Origin of the sequence: Nocardia aobensis NBRC 100429 (genome assembly GCF_000308375.1) — a bacterium.
Classification (GTDB): Bacteria; Actinomycetota; Actinomycetes; order Mycobacteriales; family Mycobacteriaceae; genus Nocardia; species Nocardia aobensis.
This window is the reverse complement of record NZ_BAFQ01000158.1, coordinates 1-23,469: the sequence shown is the minus strand read 5'-3', so window position 1 is coordinate 23,469 and position 23,469 is coordinate 1. Positions and strand designations below refer to the sequence as shown.

General features: G+C 67.2%; 24 protein-coding genes. 14 read left to right on the top strand and 10 right to left on the bottom strand.

Annotation, left to right across the window (positions count from 1 at the left end; genetic code table 11):
• The 4 genes from RJ03_RS20680 to RJ03_RS20670 form a co-directional block, all read right to left on the bottom strand.
• Positions 1 to 417: a nuclear transport factor 2 family protein gene (locus tag RJ03_RS20680; protein ID WP_218000984.1), complete on the bottom strand. Its 417-nt coding sequence runs from the start codon at positions 415 to 417 to the stop codon at positions 1 to 3.
• A 119-nt stretch (positions 418 to 536) separates the two neighbouring features.
• Positions 537 to 692 carry a Txe/YoeB family addiction module toxin gene (locus RJ03_RS36170; protein WP_083871223.1) on the bottom strand — a complete coding sequence of 52 codons (156 nt, stop codon included), beginning with the start codon at positions 690 to 692 and terminating at the stop codon, positions 537 to 539.
• A 59-nt stretch (positions 693 to 751) separates the two neighbouring features.
• Positions 752 to 1,669, bottom strand: coding sequence for a class I SAM-dependent methyltransferase (locus RJ03_RS20675; protein WP_036504932.1), 918 nt, complete (start codon positions 1,667 to 1,669; stop codon positions 752 to 754).
• A 103-nt stretch (positions 1,670 to 1,772) separates the two neighbouring features.
• Positions 1,773 to 2,666: an NADP-dependent oxidoreductase gene (locus RJ03_RS20670; protein ID WP_036504929.1), complete on the bottom strand. Its 894-nt coding sequence runs from the start codon at positions 2,664 to 2,666 to the stop codon at positions 1,773 to 1,775.
• A gap of 70 nt (positions 2,667 to 2,736) precedes the next feature.
• On the opposite strand from RJ03_RS20670, the gene RJ03_RS20665 reads away from it, so the two are divergent.
• Positions 2,737 to 3,330, top strand: coding sequence for a TetR/AcrR family transcriptional regulator (locus tag RJ03_RS20665; RefSeq protein WP_036504927.1), 594 nt, complete (start codon positions 2,737 to 2,739; stop codon positions 3,328 to 3,330).
• Positions 3,331 to 3,367: 37 nt separating this feature from the next.
• Here RJ03_RS20665 and RJ03_RS20660 read toward each other — a convergent pair whose 3' ends face one another.
• Entirely contained in the window at positions 3,368 to 4,519 is a 1,152-nt protein-coding gene (locus tag RJ03_RS20660; RefSeq protein ID WP_086007289.1) for an epoxide hydrolase family protein, read from the bottom strand.
• Positions 4,520 to 4,580: 61 nt separating this feature from the next.
• Between RJ03_RS20660 and RJ03_RS20655 the strand changes: the two genes are divergently transcribed.
• From RJ03_RS20655 to RJ03_RS20640, 4 genes are all read left to right on the top strand, one after another.
• Positions 4,581 to 5,540 carry a helix-turn-helix transcriptional regulator gene (locus RJ03_RS20655; RefSeq protein ID WP_036504926.1) on the top strand — a complete coding sequence of 320 codons (960 nt, stop codon included), beginning with the start codon at positions 4,581 to 4,583 and terminating at the stop codon, positions 5,538 to 5,540.
• A gap of 629 nt (positions 5,541 to 6,169) precedes the next feature.
• Positions 6,170 to 6,610: a VOC family protein gene (locus RJ03_RS20650; protein WP_036504923.1), complete on the top strand. Its 441-nt coding sequence runs from the start codon at positions 6,170 to 6,172 to the stop codon at positions 6,608 to 6,610.
• Between the two features lie 79 nt (positions 6,611 to 6,689).
• Entirely contained in the window at positions 6,690 to 7,634 is a 945-nt protein-coding gene (locus RJ03_RS20645; protein WP_036504922.1) for a daunorubicin resistance protein DrrA family ABC transporter ATP-binding protein, read from the top strand.
• Positions 7,631 to 8,398, top strand: a complete 768-nt coding sequence (locus RJ03_RS20640) for an ABC transporter permease (RefSeq protein ID WP_051024956.1) — start codon at positions 7,631 to 7,633, stop codon at positions 8,396 to 8,398. The genes RJ03_RS20645 and RJ03_RS20640 overlap by 4 nt, the downstream gene beginning before the upstream one ends.
• Here the strand turns inward: RJ03_RS20640 and RJ03_RS35115 are convergent.
• Entirely contained in the window at positions 8,382 to 11,600 is a 3,219-nt protein-coding gene (locus RJ03_RS35115; RefSeq protein WP_245552342.1) for a BTAD domain-containing putative transcriptional regulator, read from the bottom strand. The genes RJ03_RS20640 and RJ03_RS35115 overlap by 17 nt on opposite strands.
• A 179-nt stretch (positions 11,601 to 11,779) precedes the next feature.
• Here RJ03_RS35115 and RJ03_RS20630 point away from each other — a divergent pair, with 179 nt between their 5' ends.
• Together RJ03_RS20630 and RJ03_RS20625 are read left to right on the top strand one after the other, a co-directional pair.
• On the top strand, positions 11,780 to 12,517 hold the full coding sequence (locus tag RJ03_RS20630; protein ID WP_232329474.1) for a DUF4097 family beta strand repeat-containing protein: 738 nt from the start codon (positions 11,780 to 11,782) through the stop codon (positions 12,515 to 12,517).
• Positions 12,518 to 12,548: 31 nt separating this feature from the next.
• Positions 12,549 to 13,775 (top strand): cytochrome P450, encoded by a 1,227-nt coding sequence (locus RJ03_RS20625; RefSeq protein ID WP_036504921.1) that lies wholly within the window; start codon positions 12,549 to 12,551, stop codon positions 13,773 to 13,775.
• 13 nt (positions 13,776 to 13,788) lie between these two features.
• On the opposite strand, the gene RJ03_RS20620 is transcribed toward RJ03_RS20625, so the two are convergent.
• A complete protein-coding gene (locus tag RJ03_RS20620; protein ID WP_036504919.1) occupies positions 13,789 to 15,012 on the bottom strand; it encodes an oxygenase MpaB family protein in 1,224 nt (407 codons plus the stop codon).
• Positions 15,013 to 15,233: 221 nt separating this feature from the next.
• Between RJ03_RS20620 and RJ03_RS20615 the strand changes: the two genes are divergently transcribed.
• From RJ03_RS20615 to RJ03_RS20600, 4 genes are all read left to right on the top strand, one after another.
• Positions 15,234 to 15,599, top strand: a complete 366-nt coding sequence (locus RJ03_RS20615; RefSeq protein ID WP_036504918.1) for a DoxX family protein — start codon at positions 15,234 to 15,236, stop codon at positions 15,597 to 15,599.
• A gap of 208 nt (positions 15,600 to 15,807) precedes the next feature.
• Positions 15,808 to 16,488, top strand: a complete 681-nt coding sequence (locus RJ03_RS20610) for a GAP family protein (protein ID WP_036504915.1) — start codon at positions 15,808 to 15,810, stop codon at positions 16,486 to 16,488.
• A 177-nt stretch (positions 16,489 to 16,665) separates the two neighbouring features.
• Positions 16,666 to 17,364 carry an NAD(P)-dependent oxidoreductase gene (locus RJ03_RS20605; RefSeq protein WP_036504913.1) on the top strand — a complete coding sequence of 233 codons (699 nt, stop codon included), beginning with the start codon at positions 16,666 to 16,668 and terminating at the stop codon, positions 17,362 to 17,364.
• A 139-nt stretch (positions 17,365 to 17,503) separates the two neighbouring features.
• The gene (locus RJ03_RS20600; RefSeq protein ID WP_036504911.1) at positions 17,504 to 18,343 is read left to right on the top strand and encodes a mycofactocin-coupled SDR family oxidoreductase; all 840 of its coding nucleotides are present in this window, start codon (positions 17,504 to 17,506) and stop codon (positions 18,341 to 18,343) included.
• A gap of 25 nt (positions 18,344 to 18,368) precedes the next feature.
• Here RJ03_RS20600 and RJ03_RS20595 read toward each other — a convergent pair whose 3' ends face one another.
• Positions 18,369 to 18,644, bottom strand: coding sequence for a hypothetical protein (locus RJ03_RS20595; protein WP_218000983.1), 276 nt, complete (start codon positions 18,642 to 18,644; stop codon positions 18,369 to 18,371).
• Positions 18,645 to 18,867: 223 nt separating this feature from the next.
• On the opposite strand from RJ03_RS20595, the gene hpnE reads away from it, so the two are divergent.
• Positions 18,868 to 20,226, top strand: a complete 1,359-nt coding sequence (gene hpnE / locus RJ03_RS20590; RefSeq protein ID WP_036504974.1) for a hydroxysqualene dehydroxylase HpnE — start codon at positions 18,868 to 18,870, stop codon at positions 20,224 to 20,226.
• Here the strand turns inward: hpnE and RJ03_RS20585 are convergent.
• Positions 20,223 to 20,777, bottom strand: coding sequence for an HAD domain-containing protein (locus RJ03_RS20585; RefSeq protein WP_051024953.1), 555 nt, complete (start codon positions 20,775 to 20,777; stop codon positions 20,223 to 20,225). The two genes, hpnE and RJ03_RS20585, sit on opposite strands and share 4 nt — an antisense overlap.
• 329 nt (positions 20,778 to 21,106) lie before the next feature.
• Between RJ03_RS20585 and RJ03_RS20580 the strand changes: the two genes are divergently transcribed.
• Together RJ03_RS20580 and RJ03_RS20575 are read left to right on the top strand one after the other, a co-directional pair.
• Complete coding sequence (locus RJ03_RS20580; RefSeq protein WP_036504906.1) at positions 21,107 to 21,772, top strand: GNAT family N-acetyltransferase; 666 nt, start codon at positions 21,107 to 21,109, stop codon at positions 21,770 to 21,772.
• A gap of 193 nt (positions 21,773 to 21,965) precedes the next feature.
• Complete coding sequence (locus RJ03_RS20575; protein ID WP_232329475.1) at positions 21,966 to 22,529, top strand: hypothetical protein; 564 nt, start codon at positions 21,966 to 21,968, stop codon at positions 22,527 to 22,529.
• Positions 22,530 to 22,532: 3 nt separating this feature from the next.
• Here the strand turns inward: RJ03_RS20575 and RJ03_RS20570 are convergent, their stop codons facing one another.
• The gene (locus RJ03_RS20570) at positions 22,533 to 23,468 is read right to left on the bottom strand and encodes a glycine betaine ABC transporter substrate-binding protein (RefSeq protein WP_051024950.1); all 936 of its coding nucleotides are present in this window, start codon (positions 23,466 to 23,468) and stop codon (positions 22,533 to 22,535) included.
• Position 23,469 lies beyond the last annotated feature (1 nt).

Below are 23,469 nucleotides of genomic sequence, written 5' to 3'. Positions count from 1 at the left end.
CTATACCTCCTCGTCCAGCACGGCCAGGACCGCCGAGGTGTCGTGATAGTAGGGCCGGAACTCGGTGATCAGCCCGTCTCGGAAGCTGATCCATTGCAGCAGTGAGGTTTTCAGTTCGCGACCGGTGCGGCGCGCCCGCAACCGACCTCGGCTGAGAACGACCACCCGGTCGCCGTCGCTGAGGAACCGCTGATCGTCGAACCACAAACCGTCCCAGCTGTCGCCCATCGCGGCGATGAACTTCCGGAAGCCGTCGTGTCCGTGCCATTCACCGCCGTAAGGCAGGCTCGCTGCTTGGTACATGACCACATCCGGTGCCAGGTGCCGAGCCATCCCCCCGAACTCGGCGCCCTCCGTGAGATAGGCCGCTTCGGCCGCATAGAACGCTCGCAACGTGGTCATCACATCCGCTGACATGCCCCCGATCCTGGTGGTCCTCGCCTTCCCGCGCTGGCGAGAATTCGTCGTCACGCTCGGGTGTCAATCGTCGTAATGCCCCCGCCTACACCGATGATGACGATCTCGGTCTCGGTCACCTAGTAGATCAAGCGATGTTCCCGGGGTATTCGTCTCGACCAGTTTCCGGCGAGCTGATGTTCGAGTGGCTCGGGTTTTCCGATGCCTCGGAAAGGGTCGGCGAGGACTGCGGTGATCAGCTTGTTCGCCGCCCGCAGAACCGTTCGATCGGTCAGGCATCAGGGTCCAGCAGCTCTCGCGCTTCGATCTCGCCTCGTTGCGGGCCCGGCCGGTGCTAGTTGCTGTTCCGGTCGAGTGTGCCGCTGACGTAGAGGGTGTCGCCCATGTGCATGTCGTCGCCGTGCAGAGGACGAAGGTTGTTGATTTCCAACAGGTTTCGGATGGTGGCTCCGGAGAGTGTCCAGCCGTGGTCGGTCAGATAGGGGGCTGCCTCGTTGCGTTCTCCGAAATAGCGCAGCTTCGTCATGTCGGTGTCGAAATCGTGGGCGCGCCAGCGGTCCGAGATGCGGTGCAGGCCTCGTTTCGTCGTTTCGTCGTCGCCCGGTTGCGGGTTGGGCCTGCTCTCGGTGGCGATCCGGCTTCCGGGTGCGCTGAGGTCGGTGATGGTGTCGAGCAGCTGATCCTGTGCTTCTGGCGGCAGGTAACCCAGCAGTCCTTCGGCGCTCCACGCGGTCGGCCGGGCCGGGTCGAATCCGGCGGTGCGCAGGGCGGCGGGCCAATCGTCGCGCAGATCGACCCCGACCGCGCGCCGGTCGGCGGTCGGTGCGGCGCCCAGCCCGGCCAGAGTGCGGGTCTTGAAGTCGACGACCTGCGGCTGGTCGACCTCGTAGACGACGGTCCCGCTCGGCCACGGCAGGCGATACCCACGAGAGTCCAACCCCGAAGCCAGAATCACGGCCTGCGCGATGCCCGCGCTCGTCGCCTCGAGGAAGAACTCGTCGTAGAACTTGGTGCGTACCTTGGCGATATCGATCCAGACCTGTTCGACCAGGTCGCCGGGAGGCGTCTCGCCGGTCGCGAGCCGGGTGAGGAGATCGATCCCGACCGCCCGGACGAGTGGTTCGGCGAACGGGTCATCGATGAGTTCCGGATCCGCGCGGGTCGCGATCGCCCGCGCTGCCGCGGCCATGGTGGCGGTCGAGCCGACGCTGGTCGCGGGATCCCAGGTGTCGCCGTCGTGCCTGGAAGTCATGGCTTCAACCGTATCGCGAGGGCTATTGCATTGTCGGGGAACGGTTCCCGCGGATGGGTCACTATCCCCCGCCACCGTGCGAGCGGCTGCGGCTCTCGAATGGTCACACGACGATGACTCGTCGCCCGCGGGTATGCCCGGCCTGGCTGTCGATGTGCGCCGCGGCGGCGTCGGCGAGGGGGTACGACTTCTCGACCGGGATATGCAGTTTTCCCCGCGCGATGAGGTCGGCGGCCGCGCCGAGTGCGTCCGGCATGCTTCCCGCTACGCCGGAGAAACGGACGCCGAACTCCGGTGCGCCGAGGTCGGCGATGGTGATCACTCGCTGCGGATCTCCGGTCAGTTCGACGAGTTCGCGGATGATTCCAGAACCGGCCAGGTCGAGGGCCGCGTCGATGCGGCCGAGTCGGCGTACTCGCTCGACCCAGCCCTCGCCGTAGGTGGTGGCGATGGCGCCGAGGCTGCGCAGGTAGTCCTGATTCGCCGCCCCGGCCGTGCCGATCACCGTGATACCGCGCTCACGGGCGATCTGGAGCACGGCCGATCCGACTCCGCCGGACGCGCCGCTGACCAGCAGGGTGTGGCCGGGCCGCGCACCCACCTGGTCGATGATGCGCAATGCCGTCTCCACCACGGACGGATAGCCGGCCGCTTCCTCGAACGCGAGCCCGTCGGGTATGTGGGCCCACACCGACAGCACCGCGAACTCGGCGCAGGTGCTCGAACCTTCGCCGAATACGGAGTCGCCGATCGCGAAACCCGTTACGCCCTCGCCGATTTCGTCCACCACGCCGGCCGCGTCCTGTCCGACTCCGGCGGGTAACTCGAGCGGATGGGCCCGCTGGAACTGCCCTTCGCGAATCCGCCAGTCGACGGGGTTCACGCCTGCCGCACGCACGGCGATGCGTATCTGTCCGGGGCCCGCGTGCGGCTCCTCGGCGTCTACGAGTTGCAGGACTTCCGGGCCGCCGAACTCGGCGAAACTCACCTTCTTCATGCGAGCGACAATAACACTAACGGTTAGCGTTTTGTAGTTGTTAGTTTTTCATACTTGATAGCATCCAGAGGTGACTGCGCCGACCGGACGTCGTGAGCGGAAGAAGGCCGCGACCCGCCAGAAGATCGCCGATACCGCACTGCGGCTCTTCCTCGAGCGCGGCTATGACGCGGTCGGTATCCGGGATGTGGCCGCCGAAGCCGACGTGGCGGTGACCACGCTGTTCTCCCACTTCGCCTCGAAGGAAGCGCTGGTTTTCGAGCGGGACGACGACTTCGAACAGCGCCTCACCCGGGCGGTCATCGACCGGGTCGCGGGGGAGCCGCTCATGCCCGCGCTGCGGCGCGAGATTCTCGCGCTGGTCCGGCATTGCACTGCGGAAGGCGCCGATCCGATCTGGCGCATGATCGACGACTCGCCCGCTCTGCGGCAGTACGAGGAGTCGATGCGACTGCGGCACGCCGAGTCGCTGGCGAAAGCCATCGCGGCGGACCCCGAACTGTCTCGCACTCCGACGGCCTGCCGGACGATCGCGAGATTCGTGATCGACGCCTACTCACTGGCTCGCGAGTCGGCCGATCCGGATGCCGCGGTGGATGAGGTCTTCGCGATGATCGAGGGCGCGTGGGCGGTCGCGCCGAGGACCGATTCCGCTGCGGGATAAGCGATTTACCGCCCGCACCGGAATCGATCCCGGTCGGTCAGCCGGCGACCGAGCGGAAGAACGCGCGAATGTCGGTGACGAGTTCCGCAGGCGCCTGGAGGGAGGCGAAGTGGCCGCCCACGGGGTACTCGTTCCAGCGCACGATGGTGTGGGCCGACTCCGCCAAGCCGCGAACGGCCCGGTCGCCCCGGAAGTTCGCGACCGCGGTGGGCACGCCCGACGGCGCGGGTTTGCTGCCCCACGACGCCCCGGACTCGCGGTAGATCCGTGCCGCGGAGCCGGCGGTGCCGGTGAGCCAATAGGTCGTGACGTCGGTCAGGATGATGTCGCGATCGACCGGCGCTCGGTCGGTGGCCGTCGGATCCCAGTCGACGAACCATTCGAGATTCCAGGCGAGTTGGCCGACCGGTGAGTCGTTGAGGGCGTAGGCGATGGTCTGCGGCCGCAACGCCATCTGGGTCGCGTAGCCGTTGTGGCCGTACCACCACAGCTGGTTCGCGACGGCCTTCGCGCGGTCCGCTTCCGAGAGTTCGTCGAGTTCCCGGCCGGACCCGGTCGCGGTCGCGGCATCGGCCAGCGCGTTGACGTGGACACCGATCACCTTGTCCGGTGCGACCCGGCCCAGGGCGGGGGAGATGAGACTGCCGTAGTCGCCCCCTTGGGCGCCGTAGCGTTCGTAGCCGAGCCGTTCCATCAGCGTCGCCCAGGTGCGCGCGATTCGCGGTACGTCCCAACCGGTTTCGCGGGTCGGTCCGGAGAATCCGAAGCCCGGTACCGACGGTGCCACCACGTGGAACGCGTCGGACGGATCACCGCCGTACGCGCGCGGATCGGTCAGCGGTCCGAGGATGTCGAGGAAGTCGGCGGGCGTGCTGGGCCAGCCGTGGGTGAGGATCAGTGGCGTCGCATCGGGTTCGGGAGAGCGGGCATGCATGAAATGCACTGTCTGCCCGTCGATTTCGGTGAGAAACTGCGGGACCTTGTTCAATCTCGACTCATGGTCGCGCCAGTCGTAGCCGGTGCGCCAGTACTCGGCCAGATCGATCAGGTAGTCGCGATCGACCCCGTACGACCAGCCGACGCCCGGCAGGGCATCGGTCCATCGGGTGCGCGCGAGCCGAAAGTTCAGTTCGTCCAGGTCTTCCTGCGGAATGTCGATGCGGAACGGGGTGATCGTCGTATCGGTCATGAGAGGAGCATCCACCGCGTGTAGGACGGAAACGGTCCTACTCGTGCGGCATGATCGATCCATGCCCGAAACCACGCCGGCGCGGCTGTTGCGATTGCTGTCGCTGTTGCAGACGCATCGCGACTGGACCGGAACGGAGCTGGCCGGACGACTCGACGTCACCACTCGCACCGTCCGGCGCGATGTGGAACGCCTGCGCGAATTGGGATATCCCGTGCACGGCGTGATGGGACCGGAGGGCGGCTACCGTCTCGGCGCGGGTGCGTCACTCCCGCCGCTGCTGCTGGACGACGACGAAGCGGTGGCCGTCACGATCGGACTGCAGACCAACACCACCGGCAATGTCGCCGGCATCGAGGAAACGTCGCTGCGCGCGCTGACCAAGATGGAGCAGGTACTTCCGGCCCGGCTGCGCCACCGCGTCGACGCGCTGCGCGGTGCCGTGGTCGCCATGCCGCCCCGCTACGATCCGGGTCCCGCTGTCGACGCCGATCAGCTCACCGCCATCTCCGCCGCCATTCGCGCCGCCGAAACGCTGCGCTTCGACTATCGCAGTCATGCGGGCGAGGACAGCCGGCGCACCGTGGAGCCGCATCGCATCGCGCATTGGAGCCATCGGTGGTATCTCGTCGGCTGGGACAGCGACCGGGCCGACTGGCGCACCTTCCGCGTCGACCGCATGTCGCTGCGGACCCCCAACGGGCCGCGTTTCGCACACCGTCCGTCCCCCGACGGCGACGTCGTCGCCTATCTGCGTCGCACGATGGGTTTCGCGGTGTGGCCGTACCGCTCGGTCATGCGCGTCCACGTCCCCGCCGAACAACTGGCCGGGCGTATCGAGGGTCTGGTCACCCCGATCGACGAGCACACCTGCCGCGTCGAAATGGGTTCGGATTCCTACGCTTTGGTGGCGCTGGTGGTCGGCATGCTCGATGTGGAATTCGAGGTCGAATCGCCGCCGGAACTGGTGGAACATCTGCGGGCCCTCGCGGGCCGATTCACCCGGGCGGCAGGTGGATGATCGCAGCACGCGACAACCCGTACCGTTCGGCCGTGAAGACCGGACCGGGCAGGAGCTCCCTGCCCGGCCCGGCGCGATTATGGGCGCTCAGGACGACCCGGTGCCGGCGCCGAGCTGGCCGCCTGCGCCGAGGTTGATGCCGAGCAAGCTGAGAAAGAGGTTGAACGCGGTGGACAGGTCCATGGGACTTCTCCTGTCGTTGTCGATACATGATTTCTTTCCGTCACGATTTTCAGTTGTATGGCGTTTATCGACCCGGTTCTCCGCCCCGTTAGCAACGTTTCGTGAAAATGGTTCGGATCACATACAGCGGCCTGCGCGACCCGCTGTTCGAGTTATTCGGTCATATGTCCAGAATTCGAGGTCTGTCGCCGAAGTCGGCGCGGCAAAGATTTTTAGACAGTGCATTGTCGCAGGTTAAAAAGCATTTCATCGGGATGTGAAATACGACTCAAGCGCGCACGGAACCGTATCCGGCGAGCCGGCTCGAGTCTCTCGATGAGCGGCTTCCTTTACCCAGATCAATTCACAATCAAACCCTTCGAACGCGCATGTCGCGGGGCTTATCCTTTTCACAGGAAACTCTGGACTCACGAAGATCCCGTGGGCCTGCGATCGGAGGAGAGACTGTGGCGATCAAGCGGATGGACAACGTGCTCATCGTGGTCGAGGACATCGACGCGGTGATCGCGTTCTTCGTCGAACTCGGTATGGAGCTGGAGAACAAGGGGCCGGTCGAGGGGCGGTGGGTGGAACGCATCATCGGAGTCGACGGTGTGCGGCAGGAGGTCGCGATGCTGCGAACTCCCGACGGTCACGGCCGGGTGGAACTCGCGATGTTCCATGAGCCGCAACCGATCCGGTCCGAGCCGCAGCACGCGCCCGCCAACACGCTCGGCATTCGCCGCATCATGTTCGCCGTCGACGATATCGATGACGTCATCTCCCGCCTGCGTGCGCACGGTGCCGAACTCGTCGGCACGGTGGAGCAGTACGAACAGATCTTCCGGCTCTGCTACGTCCGTGGTCCGGAGGGGATCATCGTCGGCTTGGCCGAGGAAATCGGCTGACCGGGGAAAACTGGCGTATCAGCGGTCGTGTCAGGCCGGCATCAGGGGCGTATCAGCCGTCCGCCGCACAGTTGTCCCCATGAACAGCACAGCAATCGCCGCCTCCGGGTTACGGAAGGCGTACGGGGACAAGACGATCCTCGACGGGATCGATCTGACCATCGAGGCCGGGACCATCTTCTCGCTCCTCGGCCCGAACGGAGCCGGGAAGACGACGACCGTGAACGTGTTGACCACGTTGGCGAAGGCCGACGGCGGGACGGCTCGGATCGCGGGGCACGATCTCGCCACCGAGGCCAAGGCCGTGCGCGCGGCGATCGGGGTGACCGGGCAGTTCGCGGCGGTGGACGATCTGCTGACGGGGGAGGAGAACCTGCGCCTGATGGCGGGGCTGCATCGCCTGCGCGGGGCTGCGGGCAAGCGGGTGGTGGCCGACCTGCTGGAGCGGTTCGATCTGGTGGAATCCGCGGGTAAGCGGGCGGCGACCTACTCCGGCGGGATGCGCAGGAAGCTGGATCTGGCGATGACGCTGGTCACCAAACCGCAGATCGTTTTTCTGGACGAGCCGACCACCGGACTGGACCCGCGCAGCCGGCGCACCATGTGGGACATCGTGCGGGAGTTGACATCCGAGGGCGTGACGATCTTCCTCACCACCCAGTACCTCGAGGAAGCCGATCAGCTGGCCGACCGGATCGCGGTACTCGACCAGGGGCGCATCGTCGCCGAAGGCACACCCGACGACCTCAAGCGCCTGGTGCCCGGCAGCCACATCCAGCTTCGTTTCACCCAACCCGAGGAACTGGACGCCGCCGCGCGCAGCCTGCCCGGCGCCACCCGTGACGACAGCGCGCTGACCCTGCGCGTCCCCGGCAACGGCGGCACGACATCGCTGCGTCACCTGCTGGATCGGCTCGCCGAGTCCTCGGTCGAGGCCGAGGAGGTCACCGTCCACACCCCCGATCTCGACGACGTTTTCCTTTCCCTGACCGGTCACGCGACCACGGAGGTTTCCCCGCGATGAGCACGATCACCATGCCCGCACCCCTGTCCGATGCGTCGATGATGTTGGGCCGCAACTTCACCCACATCGCCCGCAGCCCCGTCACCATCTTCAACGCGGCACTGATGCCGGTCGTGATGATGCTCATCTTCGTCTACGTCTTCGGCAACGCCTTCGATGTCGGCGGCCACTACATCGATTACGCCACACCGGGTTTGATCCTGCTGGCCATCAGTTACGGCCTGTCCGGCACCGCGGTGTCGGTGAGCTCCGATATGGCGAAGGGCATCATCAACCGGTTCAAGGTCATGGATGTCTCCCGCAGCGCCATTCTGATCGGCCACGTGGCGGCGACCATGCTGACCAACCTGGTCGCCATCGCGGCCGTCATCGGTGTGGCCTTCGCCCTGGGGTTCCGTCCGCCGGCGAGCGCGACGGACTGGCTCGCCGCCGTCGGCATCATGGTCGCGACCTCGTTCGCGGCATCCTGGCTCACCGTCGCACTCGGAATGGCCGCGAAGACACCGGAATCCGCCGGTATGAGCGTGGTGCCGCTGATCATGCTGCCCTTCGTCAGCAGTGCGATCGTGCCGGCCGACAAGATGGGCCAGGGTATCCGGCAGTTCGCGCAGTACCAGCCGTTCACGCCGATCATCGAATCGCTGCGCGGATTTCTCGAAGGCCACCCGTCCGGCGGTTATACGGCCGCCGCGCTGGCCTGGTGTGCCGGATTCGCCGTGGTCGGATTCCTCTGGTCGCGGGCCACGTTCACCAAGCGAGCGTAGTCGCCACCAATTCCTCCCACTTCCCCTCCGCCCCTTCCTTCGTCGCCTCGGTGAACCGCTGGTCACCGAGGCGGCGTCGTGCTGTCTGCTCGATCCGCGCCACATCCGGCTGGGACCGGTCGACCAGTCCGCGGATCGCGGCACTGGCCGCCAGCAACCGGACCGCCTGTTCGTCTTGTTGGGTCCGTGACGCCAGATCCGCGATCCCCACCAGTATCAGGGCGGTGAGAGGTGCGTAACCGGCGCCGGTCGCGGCGCGCAACGCCGCGGCGTGCAGTGCCCGAGCGGCATCCAGATCCGTTGTGAGGCAACCCATCTGGTGGTTACGCAATGCTTCGACGTAGCTCTGGCCGGCGTCGCCGCCCTGCACGGAAGACGCGATCTCGATCTGCCGGCGGGCCTGTTCCGTATCGCCCTGCCACCGCGCCAGCTCCGCCTTCGTGAAGGCGAATTCGGCCAGTGCGTTCGGCCAGGCGGACCGGTCCGCGTAGCGCTGCGCCTCGGACATGGCGTCGGCGCTCGCCTCCGCATCGCCCTGCAGCCAATACAGTTGAGCCTGGCGCGCCCGGATCAGGAAAACGTCCTCGATGGCGCCGACCTCGGTCACCACCGCGATCGCCTCGTCCAGATACGCACAGGCCGTGGCGAATTCGCCGCGCATGGCGATCCTGTTGGCCAGCTCGGTCAGTGCGAACGACATGCCCCAGCGCTCGCCTAGCGCCCGGAATTCCGCCAGTGCCGTCTCGAGATGGTCGTCGGCCTCCCGGCCGGGGAAGCCGAGGGCGATGCGCGCCTTGCCCACCTGCAGCCGGGCCAGCGCTCGCACCCAGGGGTCGTCGTGGGTGAGCAGTGGTTCGAAGGCGGTCAGGAATTCGTCCCCGCCGCGCAACATGCGTTGCAGAGCGCCGATGAAAGCCAGTAGCGGATAGTCGGATTCGCTTTTTCGGCCCAGCTGGTAGGCCTTGTGGACCCATTCCGCCACCTGGTGCTCGTCGTTCGGCCCGGAACTCATGAAATGCACGATCAAGCCGTAGACCCTGGCCCGGAATTCGTCGTCACCCGAATCGTCTGCGGTGCAGGCACTCTCGCTGCCGCCTCCGTGCCCGCCGATTCGTGCTGGGTTGTCGGCGGCACTCGCGAGGGCACTGCGTGGTGATGCTTCGCTGCCGCCTTCGTGCCCGCCGATTCGCGCCGCGGCGGTGATCAGTTCCATACCTTCGGCTTTGTGCCCGCCGAGCCACCAGTACCAGCCCGCGGCCGCCGCGAGCCGCAACGCTCCCGCCGCGTCGTCGTCGGCGAGCGCGCCGCGCAGCGCGACCGCGATGTTGTCGTGTTCGGCCTCGAGTTTCGCGAGCCACTCCAACTGCTCGGCGCGGCGCAGATGCGGCTCGGCGGTCTCGGCGAGGGTCGTGAAGTACGAGAGGTGTTGTCGGCGTACATGTTCCGATTCACCCGCCTCGACCAGGCGATCGTAGGCGTATCGCCTGATCGTCTCGAGCATCCGGTAGCGCGGTTCGGTGTCCGGCGAGGTGAGCAGCAGCGACTTCTCGGTCAGCGCCGTCAGCAGTTCGAGCACCTCCCACTGCTCGACGTCACCCGTCGCGTCGGATGCGCCCGCACAGATCCGCTCGGCCGCCGCGAGGCTCGCTCCACCGGCGAAGACCGCCAGCCTGCGCAGCACCGTGCGCTCCGCATCGGTGAGCAGTTCCCAGCTCCAATCCACCACCGCGCGCAGCGTCCGATGCTGCGCGATGGCGGTGCGGCTGCCGCCGGTGAGCAGCCGGAACCGATCGTCGAGGCGGTCGGCGAGCTGATCGAGGGACATGGTGCGCAACCGCGCCGCGGCCAGTTCGATGGCCAGCGGTATGCCGTCGAGCGCACGGCAGACGCGCGCGATGGTCGACAGAGTGGCGGGTTCGGTCGTCTCCAGATCGGCACGGACCGCGCCGGCCCGGTCGCGCAACAATTGCACGGCGGGGGAGGATTCGATCTCGGCCGGGCTCGCGTCCGCGGCCGGTAACGCCAGCGGTGCCACCTGCCACAGCGCCTCGCCCGTGATACCGAGTGGTTCCCGGCTGGTGGCGAGGATTCGCAGGCCCCGGCATTCGCCGAGCACCCGGTGGGCGAAGGCCGCCGCGGAGTCGATCACGTGCTCGCAGTTGTCCAGGATCAGCAGCGTCTCGCGGTCGCGGATCGCCGCGACGAGCCGGTCCACCGGTTCCGCGTCCGGTGTGCCGCCGAGCAGCGCGTCCCGTAGCCCGAAGGCGGCGAGGGCCGATTGCGCGACGTCACCGTCGGCGCCGAGGGCTGCCAGTTCCACCAGCCACGCCCCATCCGGCAGATCGTCGAGCAGGGTGCGTGCGGTTTCCAGCGCCAGCCTGGTCTTCCCGGAGCCGCCCGGCCCGGTCAAGGTGGTGAGCCGATGGTTCGCGAGGAGTTCGCGCACCGCGGCGATATCGGTGTATTTGCCCACGTACCTGGTCAATTCGGTCCGCAGGTTGGTCTTGCGTTCGTTGTCTCGCGGTCCCGCTTCGCCGCGCAGCAGGGCCACGTGCAGGTCGGATAGTTCCGGCGAGGGATCCACGCCCAGGGTGTCGGCGAGCGCTTCGCGGGCCCGCTGGTAGACGAGCAGTGCTTCGGCGCCGCGGCCCGCGGCGGCCAGGGCCCGCATCAAGGCGGCGATCAGTCGTTCCCGGACGGGATGCCGGGCGACCAGTTCGGTGAGTTCGGCGACCAGCTCCGCTCCGCGGCCGAGGCGGATCTCCGCTTCGTACAGATCCTCCAGCGCGGCCAGATACAACCCCTCGAAGCGGGTGACCACCGCCGCGACCGCCTCGCTGTCGCGCACATCGATGTCCTGCATCGGCGCCCCGCGCCACAACCCCAGCGCCTCACGTAGCAGATGCGTCTGCCGGACGACGTCGCCGCCACGAGCCTGGTCGAGGAGCCGTTCGAACCGCAACGCGTCGACCGCGCCGGGATCCACCGCCAGCCGATAGCCGCCCGCCTGCCCGTCGAGCGATCCGTCCGGCAGCACCCGCCGCAGCCGGGAAACCAACGCCTGCAACGCATTCGCCGCGTCCGCGGGCGGTTGCTCACCCCAGATCCAGTCGATCAGGGTCGTTCTGGGGACCGCGCGGCCGGGTTCGAGTGCGAGGGCGATCAACAGCGCCCGCAGCCGGGCGCCCGGTACCTCGATCACTTCACCGTCATCTGCTCGGATGTCGAGCGTTCCAAGCATTCCGATTCGCACCCGCAACATTCTGCCGTGGCGGGCCGACCGGTGTGAGATCACCCGTCCCACCAGCGGAAACACCATGTCAGCGGAGATGTCAGCCCGGCGTCAGCCCGATATCAGGGCCCGCGGCGACAGTAGTTCCCGTGAACAGCACAGCGATCCGCACCGCGGACCGGTTCACCGGCCGGATCCCCCGATCCCGCCGCCCGATTCCCAGCAGAACCCAGGAGAACGCCATGCCTGCTTTCCAGACCCCGGAACCGATCGCCGTCGCCGTCGAGGTGCTGTCCGGCAACGTCACCGTCACCGCCTCCGATCGCACCGACACGGTCGTCGCGGTCCGCCCCGCCGATGCGGCCAAGAAGGCCGATGTGCGCGCCGCCGAGCAGACGCGGGTCGACTTCGCCGACGGCACCCTGACCGTCACGACGCCGAAGGACTGGCGGACCTACAGCCCCTTCGGCGGCAATCCGTCGATCGAGGTGACCATCGAGGTGCCGACCGGCTCTCGTTTCCATGGCACCGCCGGTGTGGGCCGAATCCTCGGCGCCGGCGAACTCGGCGAATGCGTGCTGGAGGTGTCGGCCGGTGACATCGTCGTCGAACGCCCGCTCGGTTCGGTGACCGCGAAGACCGCCCAGGGCAATATCCGGATCGCGGAGGCCACGCGCGGTGTGCTCCGGCTGGAGACCTCGACGGGCGAGCTCGAGGTCGGCATCCGTCCGGGCAGCGCGGCGCGGCTGGAAACCACCGTCGCGAGCGGCGCCGTGCACAACCAGCTGGGACCGGTCGACGGTGCGCAGGACGAGGACCACACCGTGCGGGTGTACGCGCGCAACGCGTTCGGCAACGTCATCATCCGGCACGCGTCCGCCGCCTGACTCCCGTCGTCTCTTTCGAGAGGAAAACACCATGACCCGAACGGTTTCCGTCCCGCACGGCCTGCCCATGGAGCGCGATGCGGGGCCCTTCGATCCGCCCCGCGAGATCACCCGGCTGCGCCAGGCTCGACCTGTCAGTCCGATGATCTTTCCCGACGGCCACGAGGGCTGGCTGGTCACCGGCTACGACGAGGTGCGCAGCCTCCTGGCCGACTCCCGGTTCAGCTCACGTCAGGACATCGGCGTTCTGCATGTGCCCTACGAGATTCCGGGCATGCCCGTGGCCACCGAGCCGTCGCAGCAGATCCCCGGCGTCTTCATCGCGATGGACGCGCCGGATCACACCCGGTTGCGGCGCAAGCTCGTCGGCGCGTTCACCGTCCGACGGATGAAGCAGCTCGAGGACCACATCGTGGAAATCGTCGAGCGGCAACTGGAGGCGATGGCGCGGCTGACCCCGCCGATCGACCTGGTCGCGGAGTTCGCACTGCCGGTGCCCTCGCTGGTGATCTGTGAACTGCTCGGCGTTCCCTACGAGGATCGCGCGACCTTCCAGGTCAACTCGGCGAAGTTCCTCGTCAAGGATCAGGCGCTCGAGGAGAAGATGGCGGCCTACGGCGCGCTGACGTCCTATCTGGCCGAACTGGTCGTCGGCAAGCGCGCCGAACCGGGTGAGGACATCCTGTCCGACCTGGCCCGCCACGACGATCTCACCGTCGAGGAACTGACGGGCATCGCCTTCCTGCTCCTGCTGGCGGGACACGAGACCACCGCGAACATGCTCGGGCTCGGCACCTTCGCGCTGCTCGAGCATCCGGAACAGGCGGCCGAACTGCGTGCCGACCCGGCTCTGGTTCCCGATGCGGTCGAGGAACTCATGCGCTACCTCTCGGTCGCCGACATCTTCTACCGCTACGCCACCGAGGACATCGAGCTCGGCGGCGAAACCATCGGCAAGGGTTCGACCGTCGTCGTCTCGCTGCTGGCCGCCAACCGCGACCCACGCCGCTTCGACGAGCCCGACACCCTCGATGTGCACCGCACGGCCCGCGGCCACCTGTCCTTCGGTCACGGCATGCACCTGTGCCTCGGTCAGCAACTGGCGCGGATCGAGATGCGCGCCGGATTCGCCGGCCTGCTACGCCGCTTCCCGACCCTGGCCCTGGCCGTCCCGGCCGATGCGGTGGCGTTGCGGACCGATATGAATATCTATGGGGTGCATGCACTTCCGGTCACGTGGACGGATGTCGCGGAGTAGTCGGGGGAGCGGTTCAGGCGGCCGGGGTGATGTGCTCGGCCGACCCGCCGATCACCGCGGCGTCGGGGCCGGCGAGGGTGCGGATGAACGACAGTTGCGCGGCCCGGCCTTCGGCTACGACACGCTCGAACTGTCCGGGAATGAGCCGGGCCCGCGCCGACCGCGCGAGGTTGACCGGTATGCGCAGCACGGGATACCAGGGCAGGGTGCGACTGGGCAGTCCGAGTCGTTTCATCGCGGACGGGCCCAGATACATCATCGCGATCGACAGATGCTGGGATCGGGCGATCCGCCGCCGCAGCCCCTGCAGATGGTCGTAGTGCCAGCCGAGCGGTTCGTCGCGCATCGGGATCGCGAGCCGGCGGGAGGTGTGGTCGGGGTTCGTGATGGCGGTCATCGTGTGGTAGAGAATGCGGACGCTGTCGCGAAAGTCGGTGGGCAGGAAGCGTTCCTCGACTCCCATCACCCAGCCGACGTAGCGGGCGAGATGGGCCATGGCATCCGCGTCGCGGGGCGTGATCACGACTCCCATGCCGATGGCTCCGATCATCGGAGCGATCAGCGCGCCGACCAGTGTGGCGGCCATATCGGTCTGGTTGATCGGCAGCCCCCACTCCTCGGCTCGCCAGTCCGGCATCGCGGCCACGTGCCGGCGCACCAGCGAATGAATCAACCGGACGTGCACGGTCGAGCGAAAACCACTGCCCCGCAGTGCCATTCCGCCCGGCGCGGTGACGTCCATCGCCCACTGCGTGGTCTCGGCGAATCGTTTGGCCGGGCCCTTCTCCAGGGCGCCGGTGCGCAGCAGGGTCTTGTTGAAACCGGAGGCCAGGTATCCGCCGAGGAACGACATGTCGCGGGCGACGTAGATCCCGTCGCGACCGCCGAGGCAGGAGACACGTTCGGCATGGCGGATCTTTCGCCGATCGACCCACTCGGGCACCGCTTCGACGTATTCGAAGAATTCGCGCAGCGGCCCGGGGGCTTCCGGTACCGCGGCGATGCCGTCGCGCAGGGCGCGTTCGAACAGCGGCCGGGTGGTGGCCATCCCCTCGCGATACATCCACTCGACGAGCTCGTCCATCGGCCGGTCGCCGACGGTCAGCGCCTCGCCCAGCTCGCGAAATTCCTCCGGACCCGGGGTGTCGAGCCCGAGCATCCGGGCGAGGGTGCCGAGGCCGGGGCCCGGAACGGGGCGCGGTGAGTTCGGGTGCCGGAGCGGAACGGTAGGCGTCACGAGGTCCTCCTCATCGAAGATCTGGCAAGATCCTCTACCAGAAATTCTATTTTGGCAAGGTCCCCTGCCAGAAGTAGGACTCAGTCCCGCCGCGAGTCGTGATCGTGGCGGTGGGCATCGATCGCCGCACTGTGTGCCGCGGCTCAGTTGGCGAGCGCGACGGCATGCGAAATGAGCGACGATGATGCTGCTGCTTACTGTTCGTAACTTTGGAGGCTGCGGTGGAAATCGCGTACTGGATCGTCGGGGCGCTGCTGGCGGTGTTCTACCTCTACTCGGGCGGAATCAAGATTCTGCGCTCGAAGGATCAGCTCCGGCCGATGATGGGGTGGATCGATACCGTGCCGCTGGGGCTGGTGCGGGGCATCGGTGTGAGCGAGGTGCTCGGCGCGGCCGGGCTGATCCTGCCGCCGCTGACCGGCATCGCCGTGGTTCTCGCGCTTCTGGCCGCCGTCGGATTGGCGCTGGTGCAGATCGGTGCGCTCGTGCTGCATCTGCGCCGCGGCGAGGTGAAGCTGATCGGCCTGAATGTCGTCCTGCTGGTGCTGGCCCTCGTCGCCGCGTGGTTGTCCACCGTGTGGTTGTGAGCGATACGCCGTCCGCGTCACCGCGACGCTGCTGTCGCGCGCCGGTGACCGACACTGACTGGGGATCGCTGGCAATTCGAGCTGAGCGCCTCGAATATGGCTTATAGTCCCAGCTAGATTGCCAGAAATGGTTGGAGTTCCGAACCTGTAGCCACATGACAGCGAGTCCTTGGCAAATATTCGCTCGGGCGGGTGGAAGGAACGGCGGATGGGCATCGTGATCGGCAGGACCCTGCCATTGGCCGCCGCGATCGCGGTAAGTCCGCTGCCGCTGATCGTCGCGGTGCTGATGCTGGTGTCGGGGCAGGCGCGAGCGAAGAGCAGCGGATATCTGCTCGGGCGGATCTGCGGATTCGCGGTGCTCGTCGCCGCGGTGGCGCTGCTGATCGGCGCGTCCACCGCCGAGCATCTGCATCCCCATCACGCCTCGACCGCGACCTCGATCATCCGGCTCTGTGGCGGGATCGGGCTGCTCGGTGTCGCGGTGTGGTTCGGGTACCAGCGCACACGTGGCGTGGAGAAGCCGCGGAAGCTGTGGGACCGAGTCGACCGCGTGACTCCGGTGGGCGCCTTCGGACTCGGCGTGGCGTTCGTGATCATCGATGTCAGCACGCTCGTGCCCGCCGTCATGGGTGGGCTCGACATCGCGGAGGCGCGGTTTTCGGCGCCCAGAGCGCTGGGCGCCGGTGCGATCTTCCTCGTGATCGCGCTGGCCACCTGCATCGCGCCGGTCGCCGCCTACCTGGTCGCGGGCGATCGGCTCGACCAGCCCCTCGCCGCCACCAAGACCTGGTTGGTCGCCAACGACCGAACCGTGATGATGGTGCTGCTGTTCCTCGTGGGAACGATGCTGATCGGCCGGGCGATCGAAGCCCTGGCCTCCGGATAGCGCGCGATTCAGTCCTGCATCCCGGGCGGTGACGACCGCCGGTGATGTAGATCACCGCCGCGGGTTGTCATGCGACGGGCCCGGCGGGCGTCTTGTGTGCGTCCACGCAACGAGGGTTCGGCGACTGCGGCGGCTCAGCTCGCCGCCGGTCCGTCTCCGCTGTCCGAAGGAAAGACCATGCGTATCACCATCTTCGGGGCCAACGGTCCCACCGGTCGCCAGCTCACCGCCCAGGCTCTGGCCGCCGGGCATCAGGTCGCGGCGGTGACGCGGCAGCCGGGCGAATTCCCGCTGCGCCATGATCGGCTCGAGGTGATCGGCGCCGATGTCCTCGATCCGGGGGCGGTCGACACCGCGGTGAAGGGGCGGGACGCGGTGCTGTCCGCGCTCGGTGTGCCGCCGAGCAAGGAACCGATCACCACCTATTCCGACGGTGTGTCGAACATCGTGACGGCGATGCGGCGCCACGGCGTGGGCCGGGTCGTGGTGGTGAGTTCGGCCGGGGTCGATCCGCGCCCCTACAGCGAGGGTGGCTTCCTCTTCAACCGGCTGCTGGTGCCGTATGTGACGCGGGTGGCGGGCAAAACGCTGTACGACGATATGCGGCGGATGGAATCGCTGCTGCGCGACAGTGATCGGGACTGGACCGTGGTGCGCCCGAGTGGCCTCTACGACCGCCCCGACGTCACCGATTACACGATGGTCGAGGGGCATGCCGACGGGATATTCACCGCCCGCAGCGATCTGGCCGCGAGCATGCTGGCCGCCGTCACCGAGGGGCGCTTCGTCCGCGCCGCGGCCGGGGTGATCACCACCGATTCCGGCAATCCCACCCTGCTGCGGTGGATCCGGCAGCAGGCGAGCGCCGACCACTGAACGCACCCGGGCCAGGTATGGAAATTTCATTCTTGATGTTGGAGAATCCCATTAGCAAGTGAGCGATCGCTCGGCGCGGGTGGTCGGCAATCCGACATCGGGCATCGGTGTGCTCGAGTGGCAATGAACGAGGTGCGTTATGGCTGGGCGGGTAGAGGGCAAGGTCGCCTTCATCACTGGTGCGGCACGCGGCCAGGGGCGAAGTCATGCGGTGCGACTCGCGGAGGAGGGCGCCGACATCATCGCCGTCGACGTCTGCAAACCGGTGAGCGGCACCGATCTGATTCCGTCCTCGACCCCGGCGGATCTGGCGGAGACGGTGGAGCTGGTCAAGGGTCTCGGGCGCCGCATCGTGACCGCCGAGGTAGACGTCCGCGATTTCGACGCGTTGAAGGCTGCCGTGGACAACGGGGTCGAGCAGCTGGGCCGGCTCGACATCATCGTGGCGAACGCCGGGATCGGCAACGGGGGTGCGACCCTGGCCGAAACCAGCGAGCAGGACTGGAACACGATGATCGGCATCAACCTGGAGGGCGTCTGGAAGACCGTGAAAGCCGGTGTGCCGCATCTGATTTCCGGTGGCAACGGTGGCTCGATCATTCTGACCAGTTCGGTCGGCGGACTCAAGGCATATCCGAACACCGGGCATTACGTCGCCGCCAAGCACGGCGTGGTCGGCCTGATGCGGACCTTCGCGGTCGAACTGGGCGCGAATTCGATCCGGGTCAATTCCGTCCACCCGACCAACGTCAACACCCCGATGTTCATGAACGAGGGCACGATGAAGATGTTCCGCCCGGATCTGGAGAATCCGGGCGTCGAGGATTTCGAACCGGTGGCGAAGTTCATGCACGTGCTGCCGGTCGGCTGGGTCGAGCCGGTGGATATCAGCAACGCCGTGCTGTTCCTGGCCTCGGACGAATCGCGCTACATCACCGGCCTGCCGGTGACCGTCGACGCGGGCAGCATGCTCAAGTAGGGCGTCCGATCCGCCATGAACTCCGCTAGGCCCCGCCGAAACCGCGGTAGGGGCTCAGTGGGATCACGGTGAATTCGGAGACTCCGGCCGCGGCCATCGGCAGTCGCGCGACGATGGCGTTCGCCTGTTCGGCATCGGCCGCCTCGATGGTGAAGCAGGCGCCGGCGATATCGCCGCGCAGCCAGATCTGGCGGACGACGCCGTCGAGGTAGAGCTTGCGAACATGGTCGGTTTCGGCCGGGAGTACCTCCTCGAAGTCCGCATCGGTGAACGTCTCGGTGCGGCGACGGGAGAGAACCATGAATTGCATTGCGACTCCGGATCTTGTCGAGTTGAGGCGACCATTCTCCCGCGTCGATGTTCGGCGGAGCCCCCACCGGAGGTGAGAGAATGCGACGCATTTTCACTCACCGTTGACCGTGGGTGGTGACCTGCCTACAGTGATCGGAACCGGCTCGGTGCGGCTCGGCCTTCGGATCGAGGTCGCCGCGGGTCGAAACCCGCTGTCGCGCACGGAGGTTCGAATGAACGACGCTCGTCGGTTCGTGGTGATCGGTGGTGGTCTGGCCGGGCTCGCCGCGGCCGTCTGGCTGGCCGAGGCCGGGAAGCGGGTGACACTGCTGGAACGCCGGGCCCGGCTCGGTGGTCGCACCCAGGCGATGACGGTCGCCGAGGTCGGCGATACTCCCGACAACGGCCAGCATGTGATCGCCAGCGGATACCACCACCTCTTCCGGTACCTCGCGAGCGTCGGCACCGAGAAATACGTGGAATTCCCCACCGGAGGCACGCTGCGCTGGCCGGGCGGACGCGCAACGGCGTTGCACACCAGAGGCATCCGGGCGTTCGGCACACTGTTGGGCGCCCATCCGGACGCCGGGCTGGTGGAGCGACTGGCCGCCGCGCGGGCGACGATGCGGCTGGGGCTGCAATGTCTGTTCCAGCCCGCGGATCTGGCCGACATCACCACCGAACAGTGGTTCGAGCGCATCGGTATGCCCGCGAAAGCCCGTGAGGCGCTGTGGGATTGGCTCGCGCTGGGCATCGCCGCCGAACCGGTGCAGCGTGAATGCGCGAAGGTCTTCGCCGATGTGCTGGCCACCGGCATCCGGCTGGGTGTGCGGGATCGGCGCGCGGTCACCATCGGCTATCCGACCGTCGACCTCGATACGCTCTACATCACCGGTGCGGAGGAGGTGTTCGGCCGCCACGGCGTCGAGGTTCGCTATCGCGCGGTGGCGGACCGAATCCGGATCGAGGACGGGGCGGTGACCGGTGTCGATCTGGTGGACGGCAGCACGGTCCCGGCCGATGCCGTGATCTGCGCCGTACCCAATTCCCGGATCCACGGCCTGCTCGACGAGCTACCCGAACACGCCGAGATCTACGCCGCCGCAGACAAATTGGGCGCCACCCCGATCGTCAGCACCAATCTGTATCTGGACCGCCCGCTCGGCACCCGCAGTGCGATGGAGGCGATCATCGGCGGGACCGGGGTGATCGACGAGGTGTTCGACCGCCAGCGCATGCACGGCCGCGAACCGGACGGCACCTGGCTGTACTGCCTGACCACCAGCGGCGCCTACGAGCAGATCCACAAGAGCAGCGACGACATCCTCGACGAGCAGATGGCGCTGCTGCGCCGCTACTACCCCGATGCGGCCGATGCGCGGGTGGTGCACGGTCATGTGGTCAAGATGCCGAAGGCGACCTTCTCCCAGGCCCTGGGCACCGACGGGCTGCGGCCCGATCAGCGCACCTCGGTGCCGACCCTGATGCTGGCGGGGGACTGGACCCGCACCGACTGGTCTGCCACGATGGAAAGCGCTGTTCAGAGCGCCTCGAAGGCAGTGGCGGCGCTGCTGCGACTGCCGCCGCTCTAGCGAGTTCGCGGCCCGCGAAGCGGCTCCAGGAACGCCCTGGCGACCTCGAGGTGGTCGGGGGTCAAACCGGTGTGGCGGTCGACCGGGACGAGCAGGGTGGGTGCGACGGTGTCGGTACGGCGTTCGGCCCAGCCCTGGTCGGCGGGCTGGAATTCGTCGTCGAACCAGCACAGCGGCCGGCGTCCGGCCCAGCGGTCGATGGTCGGAAGCTTTCCGTGGTGGCCCTCGCGATGCCGAATTCCGGTGTCCTCGAAGATGATCACCTCCAGCGGCGGCAATCCGAGGACGGGACCGAGGACCGTATTGGCCTCGTACTCCCACGCGGTCGCCCACACGAGTTCGGCATCGGTGATTTCGGCCAGTTCCAGCAGTCGCGAGCCGACCGCGGCATCGAGTAGCACCTGCTGGTCGATGGGCGGTATCGCGGGAATGATGCTGTGCTGCAACACATAAGGCAGATACCCGTGCGGGGGCGGGTGCGCGGGCCGGGGGTAGGGATTGAGGGGGCCGTCGACGTCGAGCAGGATCGCCGCGCGTGATGTTTCGGTCATGACGCCCCCCGTTCGCTCTTACCAGGCTACGACGGCACATCCGGAGGAGTCCGGCACTCCGGCAACGGTTTCGTGTCGACCCGATAACCGGGGCGAACGCACCGAAAAGGACGCCGAAAACCGCCCTGCGACGCGCCGAGCGACACGCGAGCAATCCCGTAAAATTTAAGCCACACCTGCATTGACGACGGCACACGTTCGGTTATCGTTCATCTCACTGTCCGATGCTGCTGCCGGCGCGCCAGGACTGGTCGTCGATCCGGAGCGTTGTAGGCCGGTGTGACGATCGTTGGGCGTTACCGGAGTCCGTCCCGAAAGATCGAGGGAACGTGCCTGCACCCGTCATCCTGACCGGCCGCCACGTGCGGCTGGAACCTTTGGCACCGCACCATGTTCCGGGGCTCGCCGAGGCGGGCGCCGCGGATCGCGATGCGTTCGCGTTCACCCCCGTACCGCACGGCCGAGCCGAGGCCGCGGACTATGTCGCCCAGGCCGCGGCGGCGCACGCGGTCGGTTCGGCACTGGCCTTCGCGGTCGTCGCCACGGCCGACAACCGGGTACTGGGCTCGACGCGCTTCTGCCGTTTCGACTATTGGCAGGGGCCGATGGTGTGGCCGGTCGTGCACGGTATGCCGACCGGAGATCCGCTGCTCGCGGTGCCCGACGCCGCCGAAATCGGCAATACCTGGCTCTGCCCACGAGCGCGCGGCGCCGGTATCAATCTGGAGTCGAAACTGTTGCTGCTCGAGCACGCCTTCGACGTGTGGCGGGTCCGCCGGATCGCGCTGCGCGTCGATGTGCGAAACGTCCGCTCGCGCACGGCGATCGAGCGTCTGGGCGCGACCAGCGACGGCGTCCGCCGGGCACATTCGCGCGGCTTGGACGGTACCGTGCGCAGCACCGCGTTCTATTCCATCCTGGACGAGGAATGGCCGGCGGTGCGCCGCCGCATCGACACGGAGCTGGGCGGACTCCCGCGGCTGCTGAACGCGTGATCGCACCCCCCGAAGCAACCGGATAGCGGATTCCGGATGTCGCGTCGTGTCCCCGGCTCCTATAATTCATGGCACAACGGTCGGACGTCGAGGAGATCGGTCCGAGTCGGGTAACTCGGCGGCCGGCGCAGCTTCGGACCTCGTACCAGCGCGTTCGCAGGAGGGTCGATCGCCCTCCCCTCCAGGAGACCGCATGTCCGACCCGATCACCACGCCCCCGTCCACGCCCGCCGCGCCGCGTTCGCCCGATCGATCACATACGCGGGTATGTCTGACCGATGCCGCCCATACCGGACCGATGGTGAGTCTGTTCCTGGTGCCCGAGCCGCGGGTCCGGGGCGCGTCCATGCTGCATCTGCTCGAACAGGTGCCGGTTCGGGATGCGCCGGCGCCGGATCCCGAGCTGACCGCCGCACTGGAAGCACCGACCCTGCCGGGCGCGGCAATTCGGTTGCTGCCCTGCGTCTCTCGGCATGCCGATGCGTCGGAGCTGCGTCACATCTTCCACGATCACTACATCGCCGACGGGCCGATGGGCCTCGACGTCTGTGATCCGGAGGAGATGGCGCGGCTGGCCGTGCTGCCCGAACATGCGATCGGCCCGCGCCGCATCGACGACTTCGCCGATTACTCGGTGCGGCAGGCGATGCTGGCCGTCTTCCGCTATTTCGGTGTGGACCAACGGATTCCGCTGATGTATCACGGTTATGCCGACCCGGGCGGTCGCTGGCTCGCGGTGCGGACGGCGCTCGCCTGATCCTCAGCCGGCGGTCACGAACCCCTGCCGGATCAGCCAATCGCGCGCGACGGTCGCCGGCTCGGCGCCGTCGACGTCGACCTTCCGGTTCAACTCGGTGATCGTCTCGTTGGTGAGCAGTGCGGAGATCGGCGCCATGACCTGCGCCACCTGTGGATGCGCGTCGGCGAAGGATTTCCGCATCACCAGTGCCGCATTGTATTTGGGGAAGAAGTTCAGATCGTCGGTGAGCTGCACCAGATTCAGCGCCTTGGTGCGGCCGTCGGTCGCGGTGACATCGCCGAATTGACAGGTGCCGTTCGCGGTGGCCGAATACACCAGCGAATCCTGCATGATCTGCTTGTGCACCTTGCCGAGGTCGATACCGTATTTGCGAGCCAGGCCCGGAAATCCGTCCTGGCGGACGCTGAATTCGGTACCGAGGCAGGTCGGACCCGTACTCGGGTCGGTGTTCACCAGACGGGCATAGTCGGAAATCGTCGTGGTGCCGGTGCGTGCGGCGGCGGCCGCATTGGTCACCATCGTGTAGGTGTTGTTCATCGGCGCCGGATCGGCCCAGACCATGCCGTGTTGTGCGAGATCCGCATCGCGCACCGCCTCGAATTGCCGCGTGGAGTCGGGAATCGGTGTCTCGTTACCCAGATAGTTGATCCATCCGGTTCCGGTGTAGTCGTACGCGATATCGACCTGTCCGTGCAGTTGCGCATCGCGCAGGCTGTTCGATCCGGTGATATTGGTGAGATCACGGACCTGAGCCCCGGCGGCGGTGAGCGCGAATTCGATGAGATAGCCGAGGATGTTCTGTTCGGTGAAATCCTTGGAGCCCACGGTGATCTGCACGCCGTCGAGCGCGGGAATCGGCTCGATACTGCCCGGCCCGACCGGCAGCGGAACGGCGCCGCCGGCTTCGAGACCGCAGGCGGCGACCACGGCGACCAGC

Excerpts from the sequence above, each read along its gene's own strand:
- RJ03_RS20680 (WP_218000984.1), bottom strand. The coding sequence starts at position 417 with ATGTCAGCGGATGTGATGACCACGTTGCGAGCGTTCTATGCGGCCGAA.
- RJ03_RS20675 (WP_036504932.1), bottom strand. The coding sequence starts at position 1,669 with ATGACTTCCAGGCACGACGGCGACACCTGGGATCCCGCGACCAGCGTC.
- RJ03_RS20670 (WP_036504929.1), bottom strand. The coding sequence starts at position 2,666 with ATGAAGAAGGTGAGTTTCGCCGAGTTCGGCGGCCCGGAAGTCCTGCAA.
- RJ03_RS20660 (WP_086007289.1), bottom strand. The coding sequence starts at position 4,519 with ATGACCGATACGACGATCACCCCGTTCCGCATCGACATTCCGCAGGAA.
- RJ03_RS20655 (WP_036504926.1), top strand. The coding sequence starts at position 4,581 with ATGCCCGAAACCACGCCGGCGCGGCTGTTGCGATTGCTGTCGCTGTTG.
- RJ03_RS20645 (WP_036504922.1), top strand. The coding sequence starts at position 6,690 with ATGAACAGCACAGCAATCGCCGCCTCCGGGTTACGGAAGGCGTACGGG.
- RJ03_RS20640 (WP_051024956.1), top strand. The coding sequence starts at position 7,631 with ATGAGCACGATCACCATGCCCGCACCCCTGTCCGATGCGTCGATGATG.
- RJ03_RS20625 (WP_036504921.1), top strand. The coding sequence starts at position 12,549 with ATGACCCGAACGGTTTCCGTCCCGCACGGCCTGCCCATGGAGCGCGAT.
- RJ03_RS20610 (WP_036504915.1), top strand. The coding sequence starts at position 15,808 with ATGGGCATCGTGATCGGCAGGACCCTGCCATTGGCCGCCGCGATCGCG.
- RJ03_RS20605 (WP_036504913.1), top strand. The coding sequence starts at position 16,666 with ATGCGTATCACCATCTTCGGGGCCAACGGTCCCACCGGTCGCCAGCTC.
- RJ03_RS20600 (WP_036504911.1), top strand. The coding sequence starts at position 17,504 with ATGGCTGGGCGGGTAGAGGGCAAGGTCGCCTTCATCACTGGTGCGGCA.
- RJ03_RS20595 (WP_218000983.1), bottom strand. The coding sequence starts at position 18,644 with ATGGTTCTCTCCCGTCGCCGCACCGAGACGTTCACCGATGCGGACTTC.
- hpnE (WP_036504974.1), top strand. The coding sequence starts at position 18,868 with ATGAACGACGCTCGTCGGTTCGTGGTGATCGGTGGTGGTCTGGCCGGG.
- RJ03_RS20585 (WP_051024953.1), bottom strand. The coding sequence starts at position 20,777 with ATGACCGAAACATCACGCGCGGCGATCCTGCTCGACGTCGACGGCCCC.
- RJ03_RS20575 (WP_232329475.1), top strand. The coding sequence starts at position 21,966 with ATGTCCGACCCGATCACCACGCCCCCGTCCACGCCCGCCGCGCCGCGT.